At 46.0% G+C, this 18,261-nt stretch carries 16 protein-coding genes and 4 tRNA genes; 15 read left to right on the forward strand and 5 right to left on the reverse strand.

Going from position 1 to position 18,261, the window contains the following annotated elements:
- The first annotated feature begins 5 nt into the window (after positions 1 to 5).
- The 5 genes from ACLIIY_RS01360 to ACLIIY_RS01380 all read left to right on the forward strand — a co-directional run bounded on the left by ACLIIY_RS01360 (position 6) and on the right by ACLIIY_RS01380 (position 1,670).
- Positions 6 to 82 (forward strand) — tRNA-Arg (locus ACLIIY_RS01360).
- Positions 83 to 139: 57 nt separating this feature from the next.
- A tRNA-Arg gene (locus tag ACLIIY_RS01365) sits at positions 140 to 216 on the forward strand.
- 57 nt (positions 217 to 273) lie between these two features.
- A tRNA-Arg gene (locus ACLIIY_RS01370) sits at positions 274 to 350 on the forward strand.
- 57 nt (positions 351 to 407) lie between these two features.
- Positions 408 to 484, forward strand: a tRNA-Arg gene (locus tag ACLIIY_RS01375).
- A 190-nt stretch (positions 485 to 674) separates the two neighbouring features.
- Positions 675 to 1,670 (forward strand): transporter, encoded by a 996-nt coding sequence (locus tag ACLIIY_RS01380; protein WP_038896771.1) that lies wholly within the window; start codon positions 675 to 677, stop codon positions 1,668 to 1,670.
- A gap of 86 nt (positions 1,671 to 1,756) precedes the next feature.
- On the opposite strand, the gene ACLIIY_RS01385 is transcribed toward ACLIIY_RS01380, so the two are convergent.
- The 4 genes from ACLIIY_RS01385 to ACLIIY_RS01400 are packed head-to-tail and all read right to left on the reverse strand — an operon-like array spanning position 1,757 to position 4,465.
- Positions 1,757 to 2,320, reverse strand: a complete 564-nt coding sequence (locus tag ACLIIY_RS01385; RefSeq protein ID WP_027726742.1) for a hypothetical protein — start codon at positions 2,318 to 2,320, stop codon at positions 1,757 to 1,759.
- Between the two features lie 13 nt (positions 2,321 to 2,333).
- Entirely contained in the window at positions 2,334 to 3,011 is a 678-nt protein-coding gene (locus tag ACLIIY_RS01390; protein ID WP_196298754.1) for a C39 family peptidase, read from the reverse strand.
- 8 nt (positions 3,012 to 3,019) lie between these two features.
- Positions 3,020 to 3,343 carry a carbon storage regulator gene (locus tag ACLIIY_RS01395; protein ID WP_122067009.1) on the reverse strand — a complete coding sequence of 108 codons (324 nt, stop codon included), beginning with the start codon at positions 3,341 to 3,343 and terminating at the stop codon, positions 3,020 to 3,022.
- 21 nt (positions 3,344 to 3,364) lie between these two features.
- The gene (locus ACLIIY_RS01400) at positions 3,365 to 4,465 is read right to left on the reverse strand and encodes a dentin sialophosphoprotein (RefSeq protein ID WP_122067010.1); all 1,101 of its coding nucleotides are present in this window, start codon (positions 4,463 to 4,465) and stop codon (positions 3,365 to 3,367) included.
- A 572-nt stretch (positions 4,466 to 5,037) separates the two neighbouring features.
- On the opposite strand from ACLIIY_RS01400, the gene ACLIIY_RS01405 reads away from it, so the two are divergent.
- The 10 genes from ACLIIY_RS01405 to luxS all read left to right on the forward strand — a co-directional run bounded on the left by ACLIIY_RS01405 (position 5,038) and on the right by luxS (position 16,781).
- Positions 5,038 to 5,679, forward strand: a complete 642-nt coding sequence (locus ACLIIY_RS01405; RefSeq protein ID WP_020196754.1) for a helix-turn-helix transcriptional regulator — start codon at positions 5,038 to 5,040, stop codon at positions 5,677 to 5,679.
- Between the two features lie 497 nt (positions 5,680 to 6,176).
- Positions 6,177 to 6,434, forward strand: coding sequence for an oxaloacetate decarboxylase subunit gamma (locus ACLIIY_RS01410; protein ID WP_005448441.1), 258 nt, complete (start codon positions 6,177 to 6,179; stop codon positions 6,432 to 6,434).
- A 33-nt stretch (positions 6,435 to 6,467) separates the two neighbouring features.
- Positions 6,468 to 8,258 (forward strand): sodium-extruding oxaloacetate decarboxylase subunit alpha, encoded by a 1,791-nt coding sequence (oadA, locus tag ACLIIY_RS01415; protein WP_434528016.1) that lies wholly within the window; start codon positions 6,468 to 6,470, stop codon positions 8,256 to 8,258.
- Between the two features lie 9 nt (positions 8,259 to 8,267).
- On the forward strand, positions 8,268 to 9,398 hold the full coding sequence (locus ACLIIY_RS01420; RefSeq protein WP_409380069.1) for a sodium ion-translocating decarboxylase subunit beta: 1,131 nt from the start codon (positions 8,268 to 8,270) through the stop codon (positions 9,396 to 9,398).
- A gap of 157 nt (positions 9,399 to 9,555) precedes the next feature.
- On the forward strand, positions 9,556 to 10,506 hold the full coding sequence (locus ACLIIY_RS01425; protein WP_009707579.1) for an NADP-dependent oxidoreductase: 951 nt from the start codon (positions 9,556 to 9,558) through the stop codon (positions 10,504 to 10,506).
- Positions 10,500 to 10,961, forward strand: a complete 462-nt coding sequence (locus ACLIIY_RS01430) for a YqaA family protein (protein WP_005438056.1) — start codon at positions 10,500 to 10,502, stop codon at positions 10,959 to 10,961. The genes ACLIIY_RS01425 and ACLIIY_RS01430 overlap by 7 nt, the downstream gene beginning before the upstream one ends.
- A 9-nt stretch (positions 10,962 to 10,970) precedes the next feature.
- On the forward strand, positions 10,971 to 13,814 hold the full coding sequence (locus ACLIIY_RS01435) for a M16 family metallopeptidase (protein ID WP_434528017.1): 2,844 nt from the start codon (positions 10,971 to 10,973) through the stop codon (positions 13,812 to 13,814).
- A 163-nt stretch (positions 13,815 to 13,977) separates the two neighbouring features.
- Positions 13,978 to 15,546 carry a glutamate--cysteine ligase gene (gene gshA, locus ACLIIY_RS01440; protein ID WP_005438052.1) on the forward strand — a complete coding sequence of 523 codons (1,569 nt, stop codon included), beginning with the start codon at positions 13,978 to 13,980 and terminating at the stop codon, positions 15,544 to 15,546.
- Positions 15,547 to 15,565: 19 nt separating this feature from the next.
- Entirely contained in the window at positions 15,566 to 16,171 is a 606-nt protein-coding gene (locus ACLIIY_RS01445) for a hypothetical protein (protein WP_005438049.1), read from the forward strand.
- A 91-nt stretch (positions 16,172 to 16,262) separates the two neighbouring features.
- Complete coding sequence (gene luxS, locus ACLIIY_RS01450; RefSeq protein WP_005438047.1) at positions 16,263 to 16,781, forward strand: S-ribosylhomocysteine lyase; 519 nt, start codon at positions 16,263 to 16,265, stop codon at positions 16,779 to 16,781.
- 86 nt (positions 16,782 to 16,867) lie between these two features.
- On the opposite strand, the gene ACLIIY_RS01455 is transcribed toward luxS, so the two are convergent.
- Positions 16,868 to 18,148: an HlyC/CorC family transporter gene (locus tag ACLIIY_RS01455; RefSeq protein WP_009707575.1), complete on the reverse strand. Its 1,281-nt coding sequence runs from the start codon at positions 18,146 to 18,148 to the stop codon at positions 16,868 to 16,870.
- Positions 18,149 to 18,261: the final 113 nt, after the last annotated feature.

Raw genomic sequence — 18,261 nt, forward strand, 5'->3', positions numbered from 1 at the left:
ACTGCGCGTCCTTAGCTCAGCTGGATAGAGTACCTGGCTACGAACCAGGCGGTCGGAGGTTCGAATCCTCCAGGACGCGCCACTCTTTAGGGTTTCCTTGTGAACTCCTGATATTGGTAACACTGATATCGAAAACTGCGCGTCCTTAGCTCAGCTGGATAGAGTACCTGGCTACGAACCAGGCGGTCGGAGGTTCGAATCCTCCAGGACGCGCCACTCTTTAGGGTTTCCTTGTGAACTCCTGATATTGGTAATACTGATATCGAAAACTGCGCGTCCTTAGCTCAGCTGGATAGAGTACCTGGCTACGAACCAGGCGGTCGGAGGTTCGAATCCTCCAGGACGCGCCACTCTTTAGGGTTTCCTTGTGAACTCCTGATATTGGTAATACTGATATCGAAAACCGTGCGTCCTTAGCTCAGCTGGATAGAGTACCTGGCTACGAACCAGGCGGTCGGAGGTTCGAATCCTCCAGGACGCGCCACTCTTTAGAAAAAGCCTCGCTTATGCGGGGCTTTTTTGTATTTGAGATCTGACCTCTTCCTTAAGCTAAACTCCCATAAGCCATTCAAGCGTTTCTGTTTTAAGACTGCGCAACTTCTTGCTATCAACAAATTGCGAAACCTCAAAATCTAACCTAATCGTTTATAACCGCCACAAGAAAGGATAATTCGATGTTAGGGAAGACACTGATTGGCTGCACTCTTGGGTTGGTATGTGTAGCTCAAACTGCTTACGGTGCTGAAGGAGATGAGATTCCTCAACGGGCACAAACGGTAAGTGATGTCATAGACCGCCCTGGCGTGCTCACGCCACGAGGACAGTGGTCATTCGATACATCACTTAGCTACACACAAAACTCTTCAAATAAGGTCTCTGTCGTCGGTTATACCGTGTTACCGACACTGATTGTCGGTCGAATTGAAGTCAGTGATGCGGATCGGACAACAGTAACGGTTGGTTTAACGGCTCGATATGGCTTAACCAATGCAACGGAATTGGAAGTTCGGCTACCCTACGTTTATCGCAATGACCAGATTGCAACGCGACCTATTCAGGACGGTTCGAATGCTGACGTGGTGAATACCACAATCGATGGTGGTGGGATGGGAGATGTGGAGCTTGCAATTCGTCACCAGTTTAATTTTGACAGTGCGCCTTATTGGGTTGGCGGACTACGGGTGAAATCAGACACTGGCCGCTCTCCTTATGATGTATCGATTGATGAAGGTAGTAACTCTTTTAGTGATGTACCAACAGGCTCAGGTTTTTGGAGTTTTGAACCGAGTATCTCGATGATTTATCCAACTGACCCTGCGGTCTTGTATGCCAACCTCAGCTATATCTACAACTTGGAAGACAATGTCACTGTAGGGGATACCAAAGCTGATGTTGACCTTGGCGACACCATTTCCTTAGCGGGTGGTATGGGCTTTGCGGTGAACCCGGATCTGTCTTTCTCGCTCGGACTCAGCCATAAAACGATCATGAAAAGTAAAGTTAATGGCAGCTCGGCCGATGATGCGAAGCTACTTCAACTCGATGCGTTAACACTTGGGGTCAATTACGCGTTTAGCCCGCGAGCGTCGATCAATGTCAGCGCTCAAGCAGGCTTAACGGAAGATACTCCGGATTTCCAATTGACGATTCGAGTACCGTTTAATTTATAGCGCAACTCAATTTACTCAGTGAACCAAAGACATGCTCAAAGGATTACTAAAACGGTAATCCTTTTTTGATGCTCCATTAAGGAATTTCATTGAAGGTGATTAAGGAGTGCATCCTCAAGTTGCTGGTTTGCGCGTATCTGCTGCATGACACCACTGACTTGCGCATCGATATCGACTAATGTGCTCAAGCCAATCACGCTGTTGTCAGTCGTGTTCTGAATGATATTGATGATACTGGAGTTAATGAAATCAGAACTGATGATGTTAGGTTGATTAGAGCTGGGCATATCAGGCGTATTGGCCGTATTGTCGCCAATAAAGTTCCCTTCACCAAATTGAATGATGTTGACGATACCCTGATCGAGAGCGCCGCTACCGTTGGGATTATTACTGCCACTGATATTGGTAAGAGAGCCGTTTTCGATTACGAGGTTTGCTATCGTCGTGTTGAGGATATCTTGCCCATTAATTGTCGTAGTAATGCTCAGACCAATGTTAATCACGTAATCATCAGTCAATTGAAACCCACCTCGCATCTCGGCAAGGGATTCATCCGGGACTGGTTTTAAAGCACCTAGTTCAATCACATTTGCCAGCGCGACAGAAGGCATGCTAAGGCAAAACGCGAGCAATACTTTTGATATTCTCATAACCACGCCTCCATTAGTTCTCACCAGCAACGGGCAAGGTAATACTGAATACTCCGAGTGAGTCTCTCGGTACGCCACTCTCAACAGGCGAGGCATGATAGATGGCAAATTTGTCATCGGTAATAAATCCCGAGCGTCCCATCTCAGCTTCGTTTCGAATCAGCAGTACGATCCCCTGATAATATTTCTCAAACTCTTCATATTTCATGATCATGGTGCCTCGGGAGGGATCGCCTAAGATCACTGAGTCGGTGTTCATACCTCTGATCACGACAAAGTGCATGTATCCATCGAAATTCACTAATGTGATGCCCGGAACTCCAACTTTGCGGATCTTTTCTAACCCAACTTGAAAGCCGTCGGAATTTAGTCCGATAGAATCGAGGTAGAGCTTCATGTCTAACAACGAGAAGCCTTTCTCTTTTATCTGCTCCTTATCTCCTTTGTCGTACATGATTTTGAAGATGTCTTGTTCCGTTGAAGGAGTGCCATAGTGATAGGTGAGTAATGAAGCTAGTGCCGCAGAACCACAACTAAAATCGTATTGTTGACGGAAGACATCACCAAACACGATTTCCTTGTAGCTTTTTACCGGCACAGAAAAATGCCCTCGATGAGGAAGGAATTCTAAGGAGTTGGCTGAAGCTGACATTGCCAGCAACAGCCAAGTTAAGTTTTGCCAAACTTTCATATTGATAGTTACTTGAGTGTCAGGTTAACGACGGTTGAGTTCTGGATAAGCACGTTATTCCCTGTATTTTGAATCACGCTCGATATCCCTGAACTGTCTGCGAACGCACCTGGTGATAGTATGTTGTTTCCGCTTACCGTATTGGTCGCAACGTTATCTGACGAAATGCCGTCCACATCTGATTCCGCATAGAAGAGGTCTAACTCAACGTTTTGCCCACCTCTGGCTTCATTCATTGCTTCTAAGCTGACGGTTTCATCAGATAACGTTATGTCCTCTGCGTTTACAGAAACGGCCACTACCATACCCAAGGTACACAGTGCCAAACGCATCGCTTTCTCCTAGGTTCCTAGTTACTCGCCACCTGTAAATACACTCGCATTGGTAGCAACAGATTGTTGAATAAGTGAGTTAGAGCCGGCGTTTTGTGCCACGGTAGTTATACCTGCCGCACCACCTAAACCACCTAGGTTATTCACGTTTTCAACTTTCACTTTGGCATCTTTTGCATCCGCTTTGTAAGTCACAGATGCAGAATGAACACCACCCATCACTTTGGAATCAGCCACCACCATATCGACGTCCATATTTACTTGGTTGAAACTGTCAGTATTGGTAGAGCTTGAGTCGCTGTTGTCGTTGTAGCTGTCTTTTGTACTGTTGTCGCTGTTGTCATTAGCGAAACTACGGTTGTCACTTTGATCACGATTGTCGCTTTGATCTCGGTTATCAGAGTTGTTATCGGCATAGCTACGGTTGTCGCTGTTGTCGTTGTAGCTATCGTTGGTGCTTGAATCACTGTTATCGTTGTTACTACGACGAGTGGTAGTACTTGAGTCACTGTTGTCGTTGTTGCTACGTGTCGTATTCATGCTTGAATCAGAGTTGTCGTTTGCATAGCTACTGCTGTTGTCACTGCTATCACTTTGGTCACGATTGTCTGATTGATTTCGGTAGTCAGCTTGATCACGGTTGTCGCTATTGTCGTTGTAACTGCCACTGGTGCTTGAGTCGGAGTTATCATTTGCATAGCTACTGCTGTTGTCATTGTTACTGTGATTGGTACTCGCGTTGTGATCACTATTGTCGTTATTACTACGCGTGGTGTTCATGCTTGAATCTGAGTTGTCATTCGCGTTATTGGTACTGCTGTTGTTGTAGCTACCATTAGTACTTGCGTTATGATCACTGTTGTCGTTGTTACTACGCGTAGTGTTCATACTTGAATCTGAACTGTCGTTAGCGTTGTTAGTGCTCGAATTCGAACTATCAGCATGATTGAAACTGTTATTCGCAGTTGCATCATTTGAACTATTATTTGTGTTCGCGCTTTCAGACCACTGGCTATTTCCATTCCCGTCATCCACTTCATTAACTGAAGGGAAAGCTAACACTGAACCACTAAATAGAATCGCCGACATAGCGATAGCAAGCCCTGTTTTGTTAAGAGTCATATTGATTACTCCATTTCCTGATTTTCCTGATTAAAAATGACTGCATGTTTACTTCTTGCTGGCTCCATCGTTGCGGAAGCGAAGGAAGTATAGGTAAGGGTTTTAGGGCGAGTTTCTTACTATTGAGAAAACTACCAGTAGCAGATAAGTGAATCTCTCGATTGTTTATTGAGCGATTACAAAATCGGAGTTGAATCATTTATTTAGTGAGAATGGATCTCATTAGGGTGCTTCAAGTATGAAATTCCACACAGAAATAGGCTTAAAAAGTAGGCTTTTTCTCCTCCGACGAGTAACCCTAAAATAAAAACGACAAATTGATTGGGAGCCTTTGTTTTAAAAGGGTGTCGTAAAAACAGTGACTTAGCTTTGATAGGCTGAAGAGGTAGTGCGAAATCGTTTATTACCGCTCAAACCTTTTCATTACTTTTGTCTCTTTGTCGCGACGGTAAAGTCAGCCTGAACTGCTATATTTTTTCTATTGATAAATTTATCGACTTTGAATTTGTCGTGAGAAAACTCTGGCACACGGAGGTAAGTGGTATAAGTGCCAGCAAACAGTGGTGGATACTATGGGAACCAAGCATCTTCTCCTGCTAGCGGAGAACAATCTTCAAACCAGTTTAATAGAAGGACAACTATCAACTTTACCTGACATCTACGTCAAAACATGTTTACCAGAAGAAGCAGTGTTTCGCAGTCATACCATGCACGTTGATCTGGTGTTCATTGACTATGACTTCATGAGGCTACTTGAAGCGAGAGCATTGTTGCCCGATTTCGACCTATTTGGTTGGTCTCTTATGATTCACAATGTACCTAATGAAAGGGTGGATAATGAGTTGCTTCGATGGAAATTGCTCAAAGGTATTTTATTGCGAAACGCTTCGGTCACACACATCAGTGAAAGTGTGGAATACATATTTCAAGGAGGACTATGGCTGCCAAGAGTGTACTTAGAGAAGCTGATCAGCAATTATCGCCACTCAAATCTTTCCATGGATTGTCAGCATGACTCATTAACCAGCCGGGAGAGGCAGATACTTGAGCTGCTCGCCTATGGGATATCAAATCAGCAAATTGCCTCTCAATTGTTCTTATCTGAGAGCACGGTGAAAAGTCATATCTACAAGTTGTACAAGAAACTCGACGTGCATTGTCGTCATGACGCGATAAAAATGGTTCGAATGAATGGAGGGTTAACGGCGCAGTGATGGCCTGTAAAATAAAGAATGAGAAAAATCAATAAGTGCTTAAATAATCATAAGTTCTTCTAAGAACGGCTAGTTAAAATACCCGAGGGGCAAACCTTTGCCTGCAATTCCTAAAATCATTGCCCTACTTATTTCTTGTCACTCCACTACCACATTAGTTTTGTGTAAATGAAATGTTTAAATTTGGTTAATTTAAGCTAGGTTTATGTTTTTATTTTAGTTTTCATTCCATATGCTGTTTTCGTTTTGAAATCCCAATCGCAGTTTTTACAATCACTTTCATTTAGTGTGGTGATAGATTAAACAATCTCATGAGAAAAGTGGATTTTCGTATAATTTGTGATCTGGGTAGTGAATAAATAATCAATATTAAGGATTATTTAAAAGCTTCCTTAAACAAAATTGACAAAATTTAACCAATCGAGATAATCCATTGGTCGGGATTTGACGCTATTAAAGTCCTGCACATTGTCAGGATGACAAAGAAAGGAAGCAACATGACGAATATAGGAAGCCTGCTAGTAGATGCGGCCACCCTGATGTTAACAGGGATGGCGGTCGTATTTATTTTCCTCACCATTCTAGTTTATCTCGTTCGGCTGATGTCCAAATTGGTACCGGAAGAAGTACCAGCGCCGATCGCAGCACCGAAAACAAATACCAACGTTCAATCAACCTCTTCAGCTGTTAGTCCACAAGTAGTGGCGGCGATCTCGGCTGCGATTCATAAACATCGCGCCTCTGTCGCGAAGTAGCCGAAAGATAGGATTAAAAAGGAGTTTAAGAACATGTCTAAACCACTCGCTATTACAGATGTGGTCCTTCGTGACGCCCATCAGTCTCTATTCGCAACGCGTATGCGTATCGAAGATATGCTGCCTATCGCAGCTGAGTTAGATAAAGTTGGTTACTGGTCGCTAGAGACTTGGGGTGGCGCAACCTTTGATGCGTGTATCCGCTTCTTGGGTGAAGACCCATGGGAGCGCCTACGCGAACTGAAAAAGGCCATGCCAAATACACCAATGCAAATGCTACTGCGTGGTCAAAACCTTTTAGGATACCGCCACTATGCCGATGACGTGGTAGAGAAGTTTGTTGAACGCGCGCACGCAAATGGTATGGATGTGTTCCGTATCTTTGATGCAATGAACGATGTACGTAACTTCCAAAAAGCGGTGAAAGCCACTGTTGATGTTGGTGCGCATGCACAAGGAACATTGTCTTACACCACCAGCCCAGTGCATAACGCAGACACATGGGTTGACCTTGCTAAACGTCTTGAAGACTTAGGCTGCCACTCTCTATGTATCAAGGACATGTCTGGTCTGCTTAAACCTTATGAAGCCGAAGAGCTGATCACTCGCATCAAAGCGTCTTGTGATGTGCCATTGGCGCTTCATTGTCACGCAACAACCGGTCTATCTACTGCGACTGCTGTGAAAGCGGTAGAAGCAGGCATTGATATTCTTGATACCGCGATTTCTTCGATGAGCTGCACATACGGTCACACGCCTACAGAGACAGTGGTTGCGATGCTGCAAGGTACAGAACGCGACACGAATCTAAAACTAGACCAAATCGAGCCTATCGCGGCTTACTTCCGTGAAGTACGTAAGAAATACGCGAAATGGGAAGGTCAGCTAAAAGGTGTGGATTCACGCATTTTGATCGCTCAAGTACCAGGTGGCATGTTGACTAACATGGAAGGTCAGCTCAAAGAACAAGGCGCTGCAGATCGTATCGATGAAGTATTGGAAGAGATCCCACGTGTACGTGAAGATCTTGGCTTTATCCCATTAGTGACCCCGACGTCTCAGATCGTCGGTACTCAAGCGGTGATCAACGTACTAACAGGCGAGCGCTACAAGAGCATCACTAAAGAAACTGCGGGTGTTCTAAAAGGCGAATACGGTGCAGCTCCAGCAGCAGTAAACGCCGAGCTACAAGCAAAAGTGCTGGATGGCAAAGAAGCCATTACTTGTCGTCCTGCTGATTTACTTGAAGCAGAAATGGAAACCCTAACCGTTGATTTGATGGAGAAAGCGCAATCTGAAGGCATTAAGCTAGCAAGCGAACGTGTCGACGATGTCCTAACTTACGCGCTGTTCCCTCAAGTCGGTCTGAAATTCCTGAAAAACCGTGGCAATCCAGATGCCTTTGAGCCAGCACCAACCTTAGAAGCTGCGAAACCAGTTGCATCACCTGTAGCGCAACCTGCTACTGGCGGTGTAGAAACCTACAGCGTGCGTGTTGATGGTCAAGTGTATGAAGTAGAAGTTGGGCCGCAAGGTCAATTAACTTCTGTGACGCCAAATGTGGCGGCAGCACCTGTTCAACCTGCAGCGCCAGTTGCTGCCAATAGTGCTGCGGAAGCAGTACCAGCGCCACTTGCGGGCAACATCTTTAAAGTCAATGTTCAGCCGGGTGCTGAAGTGGCGGAAGGTGACGTACTTTTGATTCTTGAAGCGATGAAGATGGAAACAGAAGTACGCGCTGCACGTGGTGGTGTGGTTCAAGAGTTGAACGTGAAAGAAGGGGACGCAGTTACCGTTGGTTCACCTCTTCTTAGCCTGGCGTAAGGGAGTATCATGGACGGATTGATGACCTTATGGTCAGAAACAGGGATCGCGAACTTTGAGTTCGGCCAAATCTGTATGATGTTGGTTGGCTGTACCTTGCTGTTTTTGGCGATCAAAAAAGGCTTTGAACCCTTACTGTTATTGCCAATTGGTTTTGGCGCTATCTTAGCGAACATTCCAAACGCTGGCTTTACCGATCCGGGCGGCTTGTTGTACTACGTCTACTACATTGGGATCGAGTCGGGTGTGTTCCCGCTGCTGATCTTCATGGGCGTAGGTGCGATGACCGACTTTGGTGCTTTGATTGCGAACCCGAAAACCTTGTGGTTAGGTGCTGCAGCGCAGTTTGGTATCTTCGCAACATTATTTGGTGCGATTCTACTTAACTACGTGCCGGGTATGGAGTTCTCCATGGCGGATGCATCGTCTATCGCGATCATCGGTGGTGCGGATGGCCCAACGGCTATTTTCTTGGCAAGTAAACTCTCTCCAGATTTGTTAGGTGCGATTGCTGTGGCAGCATACAGCTACATGGCCTTAGTACCGATCATTCAGCCACCAATCATGAAAGCTCTGACAACCAAAGAAGAGCGCCAGATCAAGATGGCTCAGCTTCGCCATGTGGGTAAGTGGGAGAAAGTGGTCTTCCCACTTGCTGTTCTACTGATGACGATTCTGTTCTTACCTTCGGCAACGCCTTTAGTTGGTATGTTCTGTTTGGGTAACCTGATGCGTGAAGCCGGTGTAGTGGATCGTTTATCGAAAACTGCTCAAAACGAACTGATCAACATTGTGACCATTTTCTTGGGGCTTGGTGTTGGTTCTAAGCTGCAAGCTGAGCAGTTCCTGAACCTAGAAACGCTGGGCATCTTGGGACTTGGCGCGGTTGCGTTCAGTATCGGTACTGGCGCGGGTGTTCTGATGGCGAAACTGCTTAACAAGTTCTCGAAAGAAGACATCAACCCACTTATTGGCGCGGCAGGCGTTTCTGCAGTACCAATGGCGGCACGTGTTGTGAATAAGGTTGGCCTAGAAGCAAACCCACAAAACTTCTTGTTAATGCACGCAATGGGACCAAACGTTGCAGGGGTACTCGGTTCAGCGGTAGCGGCCGGTATATTGCTCGCACTTGTTGGCTAGTGTGTCATCGTAAGTAGAGCCTGAAAGTTGGTGGATATTCTATGAAATGGAATTAGCTATCAATTTACAAATTGGCGATTAACTTCGACAAACAAAATGGTTTATAGTCAAAGGGATGCTCTTGCATCCCTTTTTGTTTTCTCGCAGGGAATGGGTTATGGAACACAAACAGATAGCGATTACCGAATTTGGCGACGCAGACGTTCTTGCACTGCAAACCACCACAACACCGGCACCACAAGCGGGTGAAATCCTCATTAAAGTTGCCTACTCAGGCATAAATCCAATTGATGTTAAAACTCGAGCTGGGCTTGGATGGGCTGCCGCACAAAATAAAGATAACTTACCTTGGGTTCCGGGTTATGACATCTCAGGAAAAGTTGTTTCCTGTGGAGAGGGTACGTCGCGTTTTAATGAAGGCGACGAGGTCGCGGGGTTTATCGGCTTCCCTATCCGAGGCGGTGGTTACAGCCAATACGTTTGTGTTCCTGAGTCTGAACTCAGCCATGTTCCAAATACTGTCACTTTAGAAGCGGCTGCGGTGCTACCTCTTGCGGGACAAACGGCGGCTCAAGCATTAAGCAAGGCCAATGTTACTGAAGGCGACCGAGTATTGATTCTTGCTGGCGCTGGGGGCGTTGGACATATAGCGGTACAAATCGCCGTGGCAACCAAAGCTGAAGTCTTTACCACCTGTAGTGAGCGAAATTTAGACTACCTCGCCACATTGGGGGCGCATGCAGTGAACTATCAATTTGCGCCAGTGTCAGAACGTGTTGAAGATGTGGATGTTTTGATTGATCTTGTTGGTGGCGATGCTGCACTTGATGCTCTCAAATGTCTGACTGATGATGCTCGAGTCATCACCGTTCCAACCATTACCGCCGAACTGATCTGCGAAAAGGCGAAGCTGCTTGGCTTTGAGGCGAGCGGCATGTTGGTGGAACCCGATCGCGAACAACTCGATACCTTACTTTACATGGTTGGGGTCGGATTGTTGAAAACAGAAATACAACACGTCTATCCGATGAATGAGGTTGTGGAAGCACACAAACAAGTCGAATCCGGACGGACGCGAGGCAAGATCTTGCTTGATATGACATGTTAGAAGCCTTTAATGCGGCTTTCGAAAACCTAGCTCTGTGGTTTTCTGACTCTGCATTGTGGGTGCTATTCATTACCGGCTTTCTCAGTGCCACTTTGTTACCGGGCGGCTCTGAAGCGGGATTGATAGCCACTTTATCGTTAAACCAGTACTCCGTTTCTTCCATTATTATTGTCGCCACGATCGGTAATACGCTTGGTGGTTTGACTAACTATTGGCTTGGGTTGTGGATTCCTAATAAAACTCAAGATGAAAAGCACGGTCACACCGCATTGAAGTGGCTGTCAAAATACGGTTACTGGGGATTATTCTTTAGTTGGTTGCCTGTTATTGGCGACCCACTATGTTTAGCGGCAGGATGGTTAAGGATGAAGTTTCTGCCGTGTTTAGTTCTTATATTTTTAGGCAAAGCCGCAAGATATAGCGTGCTAGCTGCCATCTATCTCGGTTTATTTTAAGGAAAGCGCATGAGAATGTTTTGGGTAAGTGCGTGCTCACTTTTAGTGATCACGGGCTGCGCATCAAACGCCCCTGTTTCGTCATTACCTGATGGGGTGACTTTCGTTGAGTCATCAAAAGCAGAAGAAGGCAAAGTAAAAATCCCATACCAGAAATATCAGCTCGATAACGGCCTTACGGTGATTCTGGCTCCTGAAGATTCAGACCCACTTGTGCATGTGGATGTTACTTACCACGTGGGTTCTGCACGTGAAGAGATCGGTAAATCAGGCTTTGCGCACTTTTTCGAGCACATGATGTTCCAAGGCTCTGAGAACGTGGGTGACCAAGAGCACTTCAAAATTATCACGGAAGCGGGTGGCACCCTAAATGGTACAACTAACCGTGACCGCACCAACTACTTCGAAACTGTTCCGGCTAACCAGTTAGAAAAAATGCTATGGCTCGAATCGGATCGCATGGGCTTTTTGCTCGATGCTGTGTCTCAACGTAAGTTTGAGATCCAACGTTCTACGGTGAAGAACGAACGAGCTCAGCGTTACGACAATCGACCTTATGGTTTGATTTGGGAACGCATGTCTGAAGCCTTGTACCCAGAAGGTCATCCGTATTCATGGCAAACCATCGGTTACGTAGAAGACCTTGATCGCGTGGATGTGAACGACCTGAAAGCTTTCTTCTTACGTTGGTATGGCCCAAACAACGCGGTATTGACCATTGGTGGTGATATCGATGTAGAACAGACGTTGGCGTGGGTGAACAAATACTTTGGCTCGATCCCTCGTGGCCCAGAGGTGGAAAACGCTCCTAAGCAACCTGCTAAGCTTGCTGAAAGCAAATACATCACATTAGAAGATCGTATCCAGCAGCCTATGGTCATGATCGCATGGCCGACAACTTATAGCGGTGAAGCGAATCAAGCCTCGCTGGATACTTTAGCTAGTGTGTTGGGCAGCGGCACGAACAGCGTGCTTTACCAAGACTTGGTCAAAACACAGAAAGCTGTCGATGCGGGATCATTCCAAGATTGTGCTGAGCTATCGTGTAATTTCTATGTTTATGCGATGGGGGATTCTGGCGACAAAGGTGACTTATCCAAGCTCTATGATGAGTTAATGGCATCGTTGGATAAGTTCGCCAAAGATGGGGTAACTAAAGATCGTCTTGAGCAACTGAAAGGCAAAACCGAAGCCGACGCGATTTTTGCTCTAGAAAGTGTAAAAGGCAAGGTAACGCAGTTAGCATCAAACCAAACGTTCTTTGGTAAGCCAGATCTGATTGAACAGCAGCTTGAACAACTTCGTGCTGTTACGCCTGAATCGGTAGAAAAAGCATACAGTGACTTTATTCAAGGCAAGAACAAGGTAACGCTGAGCGTTGTGCCAAAAGGTAAGACAGAGCTAGCTGTGAAGCCTGCAACCTTCGTAACGCCAAAACGCACATTACCTGAGTACGAAAAGATCACCGATGACCAATTGGCTTATCGTCGTGCAACGGACAATTTCGACCGCTCTGTCCAACCGCCAGCGGGCGCGCCTGTTGAAGCGACGATGCCAAAACTGTACGACATTCACTTCAAAAACGGTTCGGAATTACTTGGAACCGTAAGCAGTGAAACACCAACAGTGACAATGCAGTTTAGTCTGCCTGCTGGTACGCGTTTTGTTGAAAGAGGTAAAGAAGGTCTTGCTCAGCTTACCGCAGCGATGTTGCAAGAGGGCACAACTAAGCGCTCTGCAGAAGACATCCAAGCTGAGCTAGACAAGCTTGGCAGCGTTATTTCTGTCGATGCGAGTGGTTACACGACGGACATCAGCGTTTCTGCACTTGAGAAGAACCTTGCCCCAACGTTGAAGATCGTTGAGGAGATGTTGTTGTCTCCGGCATTCAAGCAAGAAGATTTTGACCGAGTGAAAACACAAGCGTTAGAAGGTCTGGTTTATGAACACCAAAAACCAAGCTGGATGGCATCACAGGCAAGTCGCCAAGTGTTGTATGGTAACTCTATCTTTGCACGCCCGAAAGATGGCACCAAGGCGGGGCTTCAAGCGCTGACGTTGGATGATGTTCGTGATTTCTATGCGAAGCATTACACGCCACAAAGTGCACAGATCATTGCCGTTGGTGATATCAGCAAAGCGGACTTAGAGAAACAACTGTCTTTCTGGGCAAATTGGGAAGATGACGCCGCTCCACTTTACGCGCCGCAAACTATCGCACCACTCGGTACGCAAAAAGTGCACTTGGTGGATAAGCCAGGGGCACCACAAAGTGTGGTCATGATGGTTCGTCAAGGCATGCCCTACGATGCAGCTGGCGATTTCTATCTGGGTCAATTAGCGAACTTTAACTTAGCGGGTAACTTTAATAGCCGTATCAACCAAAACCTTCGTGAAGACAAAGGCTACACTTATGGTGCTTATGGTTATTTCTCCGGTAATGTAGAAACGGGGTCGGTTGTATTTACTGCGCAAGTGCGTGCGGATTCGACGGTGGCGTCTATCATCGAGATGGAGAATGAGTTGAACGAGTTCTCACAATCGGGCATGACTGACGATGAATTGAAATTTATGCGCCAAGCAGTCGGTCAAAAAGATGCACTGAAATATGAAACGCCAACACAGAAAGGCAAACTCATCAGTGATATTTTGAAATACAACTTAGATAAAGATTATCTACAACAACGAAACGCTATTGTTGAGACCGTCGATAAGCAGACGCTCAACGCTCTAGCACAGAAATGGTTTGACCCGAACGACTATCAAATCGTGGTCGTCGGAGATGCGACTTCCCTTCGCCCTCAACTAGAAAAGTTAGGGAAAGACGTGGAAGAGCTTGAAATCATTCGATAGAGTACACATTTAATAGCGGAGAGGAGACTCTCCGCTATTCGTTTCTAACTAGATAAATGACTTTTTGATGGGTTATTTATCTAGATGGATTATATATCAATAACTTAGCTTTCACTTGCCACGCTTGGCGAGTGTCCTGCTCCCAATATAAGCGAACCTCATTTTGACTGATTTTGCTGCGCGACTAAAACAAGTTGCATCAAACCCAGAAGTATTTAAGCAGTTTGGACGCGGTGTTGAGCGAGAAACTTTGCGCTATCGTCAGGATGGACACCTAGCAACAACACCTCATCCAGAGGGTTTGGGCTCAGCGTTCACAAACAAATGGATCACGACAGACTTTTCAGAATCTCTACTGGAATTCATTACGCCTGTATCACATGAGATTCCTGAATTGATGGGACAGTTGAAAGACATCCATCACTTCACTCAAACCAAAATGGGTGAAGAAAAAATGTGGCCACTTTCGATGCCATGTTATGTAGGCACTGAAGATGATATTCAGCTAGCTCAATATGGCTCATCAAACTCAGCAAAAATGAAAACGCTTTACCGTGAAGGTCTAAAACGCCGCTACGGTAGCTTGATGCAAATTATCTCGGGTGTGCACTTCAATTTCTCTTTCCCTGAATCGTTCTGGGATGCGCTGCATGGTGAGCAAGATGAAGAAGCTCGCCAAGAAACGAAATCCGCAGCGTACTTTGCTCTAATCCGTAACTACTACCGTTTTGGTTGGATGATCCCGTACTTCTTTGGTGCGTCACCAGCATTGTGTGGCTCGTTCATTCAAGGACGTGAAACGGATCTGCCATTTGAGAAAATTGGTGGCACCTTATACCTACCAAAAGCGACCTCTCTGCGTCTGAGTGATCTCGGTTACACCAACAGCGCTCAAAGCGTGCTAAAGATTGGCTTTAATAGTATCGACCAGTATCTTGAAGGTTTGAGTGACGCGATTCGTCGTCCATCTGAAGAATTTGCTGAGATTGGTGTGAAAGTCGATGGTGAATATCGTCAGCTTAACTCAAACATTCTGCAAATTGAGAATGAATTGTATGCCCCAATTCGTCCGAAACGTGTAACGAAGAGCGGTGAAAAGCCTTCGGAAGCGCTTAAACGTGGCGGTGTGGAATACATTGAAGTTCGCTCGCTCGATGTGAACCCATTCAGTGCTGTTGGTGTGAGTGAAGAGCAAGTTCGCTTCCTTGACCTATTCCTAACGTGGGCAGCGCTTTCAGACTCAGACCCGATGGATAACTGCGAGCTAGAATGCTGGCGTGACAACTGGAACAAAGTCATTGTTTCTGGCCGCGAGAAAGGCTTGATGCTGCAAATCGGTTGCCAAGGCGAGCGTCTGTCTTTACAAGATTGGGCTCATCGTGTGTTCGCTGACCTTCGTCTGATTGCGGTTGAAATGGATGCCGCAGCTGGTGGCAATGCGTACCAAGCGGTTTGTGACAAACTAGAATCTTGGATTGATGAACCTGAGCTTACCATTTCTGGCCAACTGCTTGAGCTGACAAAAGAGCACGGCGGTTTAGGTAAAGTGGGTTGTGCGCTTGGCATGAAGTTCCGTGAAGAAAACCTGGCACACAGCTATGAGCAATATTCAGCTGACGCAATGGAAACGGAAGTTGCGACATCGGTAGAAAAGCAAAAACAAGCAGAGCAAAGTGATACGTTATCCTTTGATGACTTCTTAGAAGATTACTTTGCTTACCTAAAACAATAATCAGCAGTAAGGGCAGGGATTGGACATTAAGCCGTTAGTTGTGTCTGTACTTGGGAGCGTGATGTTAGCCGGTTGTGCGACGGCGCCCCCAAAGCAACAAGACAACCTATGTGAAATATTCCGAGAAAAATCCGGTTGGTATGAAGATGCCAAAGACATGGAAGAAGAGTGGGGCACGCCAATCAATGTGGCGATGGCGATCATTAAGCAAGAAAGTAGCTTTCGTCATGATGCTCGACCACCTAAAGACTATATTCTCGGCTTTATTCCGTGGGGACGCGTTAGCAGCGCTTACGGTTATGCTCAAGCCCAAGACCCTGCTTGGGATGATTTCCAAGATGCGACGGGACAAGGTGGCTCACGTACGAACTTCGACGACTCAATGATGTTTGTCGGTTGGTACACCCATGAAACTCGTCGCCAATTGGGCATCTCATTATGGGATCCTTACAATCAGTACCTTGCGTATCATGAAGGACGTGGCGGCTACAAACGCGGCACTTATAACAGCAAACCAAGCTTGATTAAGGTTGCTAGGCGCGTAGAGCAAACCGCAAAGACTTATGGCTGGCAGCTGAAACAATGTCGTCAGGAATTGGAAGACAACAGCGGCTGGTTCTTTTAGCTCACTCAATCCATGGGTTATGAGTGAGGGAATGAACAGAAATAACGACCAATACTTGTGAGTGTTGGTGATTACAATCAGGAGAGATGTAATGCCTTTATTAGACAGTTTTACCGTAGACCACACACGCATGAATGCACCAGCAGTCCGTGTGGCTAAAACGATGCAAACTCCAAAAGGAGACACCATCACGGTATTCGACCTACGTTTCACTGCGCCAAACAAAGACATCCTTTCTGAGAAAGGGATTCATACATTAGAACACTTGTACGCAGGCTTTATGCGTAACCACTTAAATGGTGAGAGTGTTGAGATCATTGATATTTCACCAATGGGCTGTCGCACTGGTTTCTACATGAGTTTGATTGGCACGCCTTCAGAGCAACAAGTGGCTGACGCTTGGATTGCCGCGATGGAAGATGTTTTGAAAGTAGAAAACCAAAACAAGATCCCTGAGTTGAACGAATACCAATGTGGCACGGCAGCAATGCACTCTCTGGATGAAGCAAAGCAAATCGCGAAGAACATTCTAGAAGCCGGTGTATCAGTCAATAAGAATGATGAGCTTGCGCTGCCAGAGTCAATGCTTAAAGAACTACGTATCGACTAACCTGTCTTTCAGTTCAGAGCGTAGAGTTCGAAACGCATAAAAAGAAAGAGCCTGACAATGTCAGGCTCTTTTTTGTTTTTTCGACGCTATTTATCACTACTTTTCTTGAGTTTTGGGTACACCTTAACAAGCTTTATGCGATTCTCTTCAATATCGACAATTTCCATTGGATGCCCTGCGACTTGCACGCTTAAATGGCTTTCAGGAATGTCTTCTAAATGTTCTAGAATCAGACCGTTCAATGTACGTGGACCGTCGGTCGGTAGTTTCCACTTCAAGCCTTTGTTGATATCACGAATGTTGGCACTGCCTTCAATCAAGAAGCTGCCATCACCTTGTGGTGTGATCTCTTCCGATAAGCTCGGTGCAATGGATGTGGTAAATTCGCCCACAATCTCTTCCAAGATATCTTCCAACGTCACCAGACCGTTAATGTCGCCATACTCATCGACAATCAAACCAATGCGCTGTTTGTTGCGTTGGAACTTCAGCATCTGCACGTTCAGAGGTGTGCCTTCTGGGATGTAGTACACCTCATCGGCAGCACGTAGCAGTGTTTCTTTGTTGAACTCGTTCTTCTCTAGCATCAAACGGTACGCTTCGCGCAGACGCAGCATACCAACCACTTCATCAATCTGATCACGGTACAGCACAATGCGGCCATGAGGAGAGTGAGTCAGCTGACGTACGATAGATTTCCAATCGTCATTGATGTCGATGCCAGTGATCTCATTACGTGGCACCATGATGTCGTTCACGGTGACGTGTTCAAGATCCAAAATCGAAACCAGCATGTCTTGGTGACGGCGCGGAATCATGCCACCCGCTTCATTTACAACCGTACGCAACTCTTCTGAACTAAGGTGATCTTCTGTGTTGTGATCGGCTTTCACACCAATAAGGCGGATAAAACCATTAGTAATAAAGTTCACTAACATCACCAAAGGTGACAGAACTTTCATCAGAATCGTGAGGAGAATACTACTCGCGTAGGACACGCGTTCAGGGTAGAGGGCGGCGATGGTTTTCGGTGTGACTTCTGCAAATACGAGCACCACCATAGTCAGTGCACCAGTTGCGATGGCAACACCGATATCACCGTATAATCGCATACCCAAAATGGTCGCGATGGCAGACGCCAAAATATTAACAAGGTTGTTGCCGATAAGGATAAGACCAATCAAACGATCTGGACGGTCTAATAGCTTTTCGACTCGCTTCGCCCCTTTATGCCCATTATTGGCTAAGTGCTTTAAGCGGTAACGGTTCAAAGACATCATCCCTGTTTCTGAACCTGAGAAGTAACCTGATATGACGATAAGACACGCGAGTAGCGCAAATAAGATACCCGTAGATATGTCGTCCAAAACGCAGCAGTTCCTTGTATGTGTTTGGTTAATTTATGACCGAGCTTGGCCGTTAAGTCAATGGAATAAGGGGTACTCTATTTTATTTACCCATCAATATAAAGGATAAGGAG

Origin of the sequence: Vibrio sp. K4 (assembly GCF_051122595.1) — a bacterium.
Classification (GTDB): Bacteria; Pseudomonadota; Gammaproteobacteria; order Enterobacterales; family Vibrionaceae; genus Vibrio; species Vibrio owensii.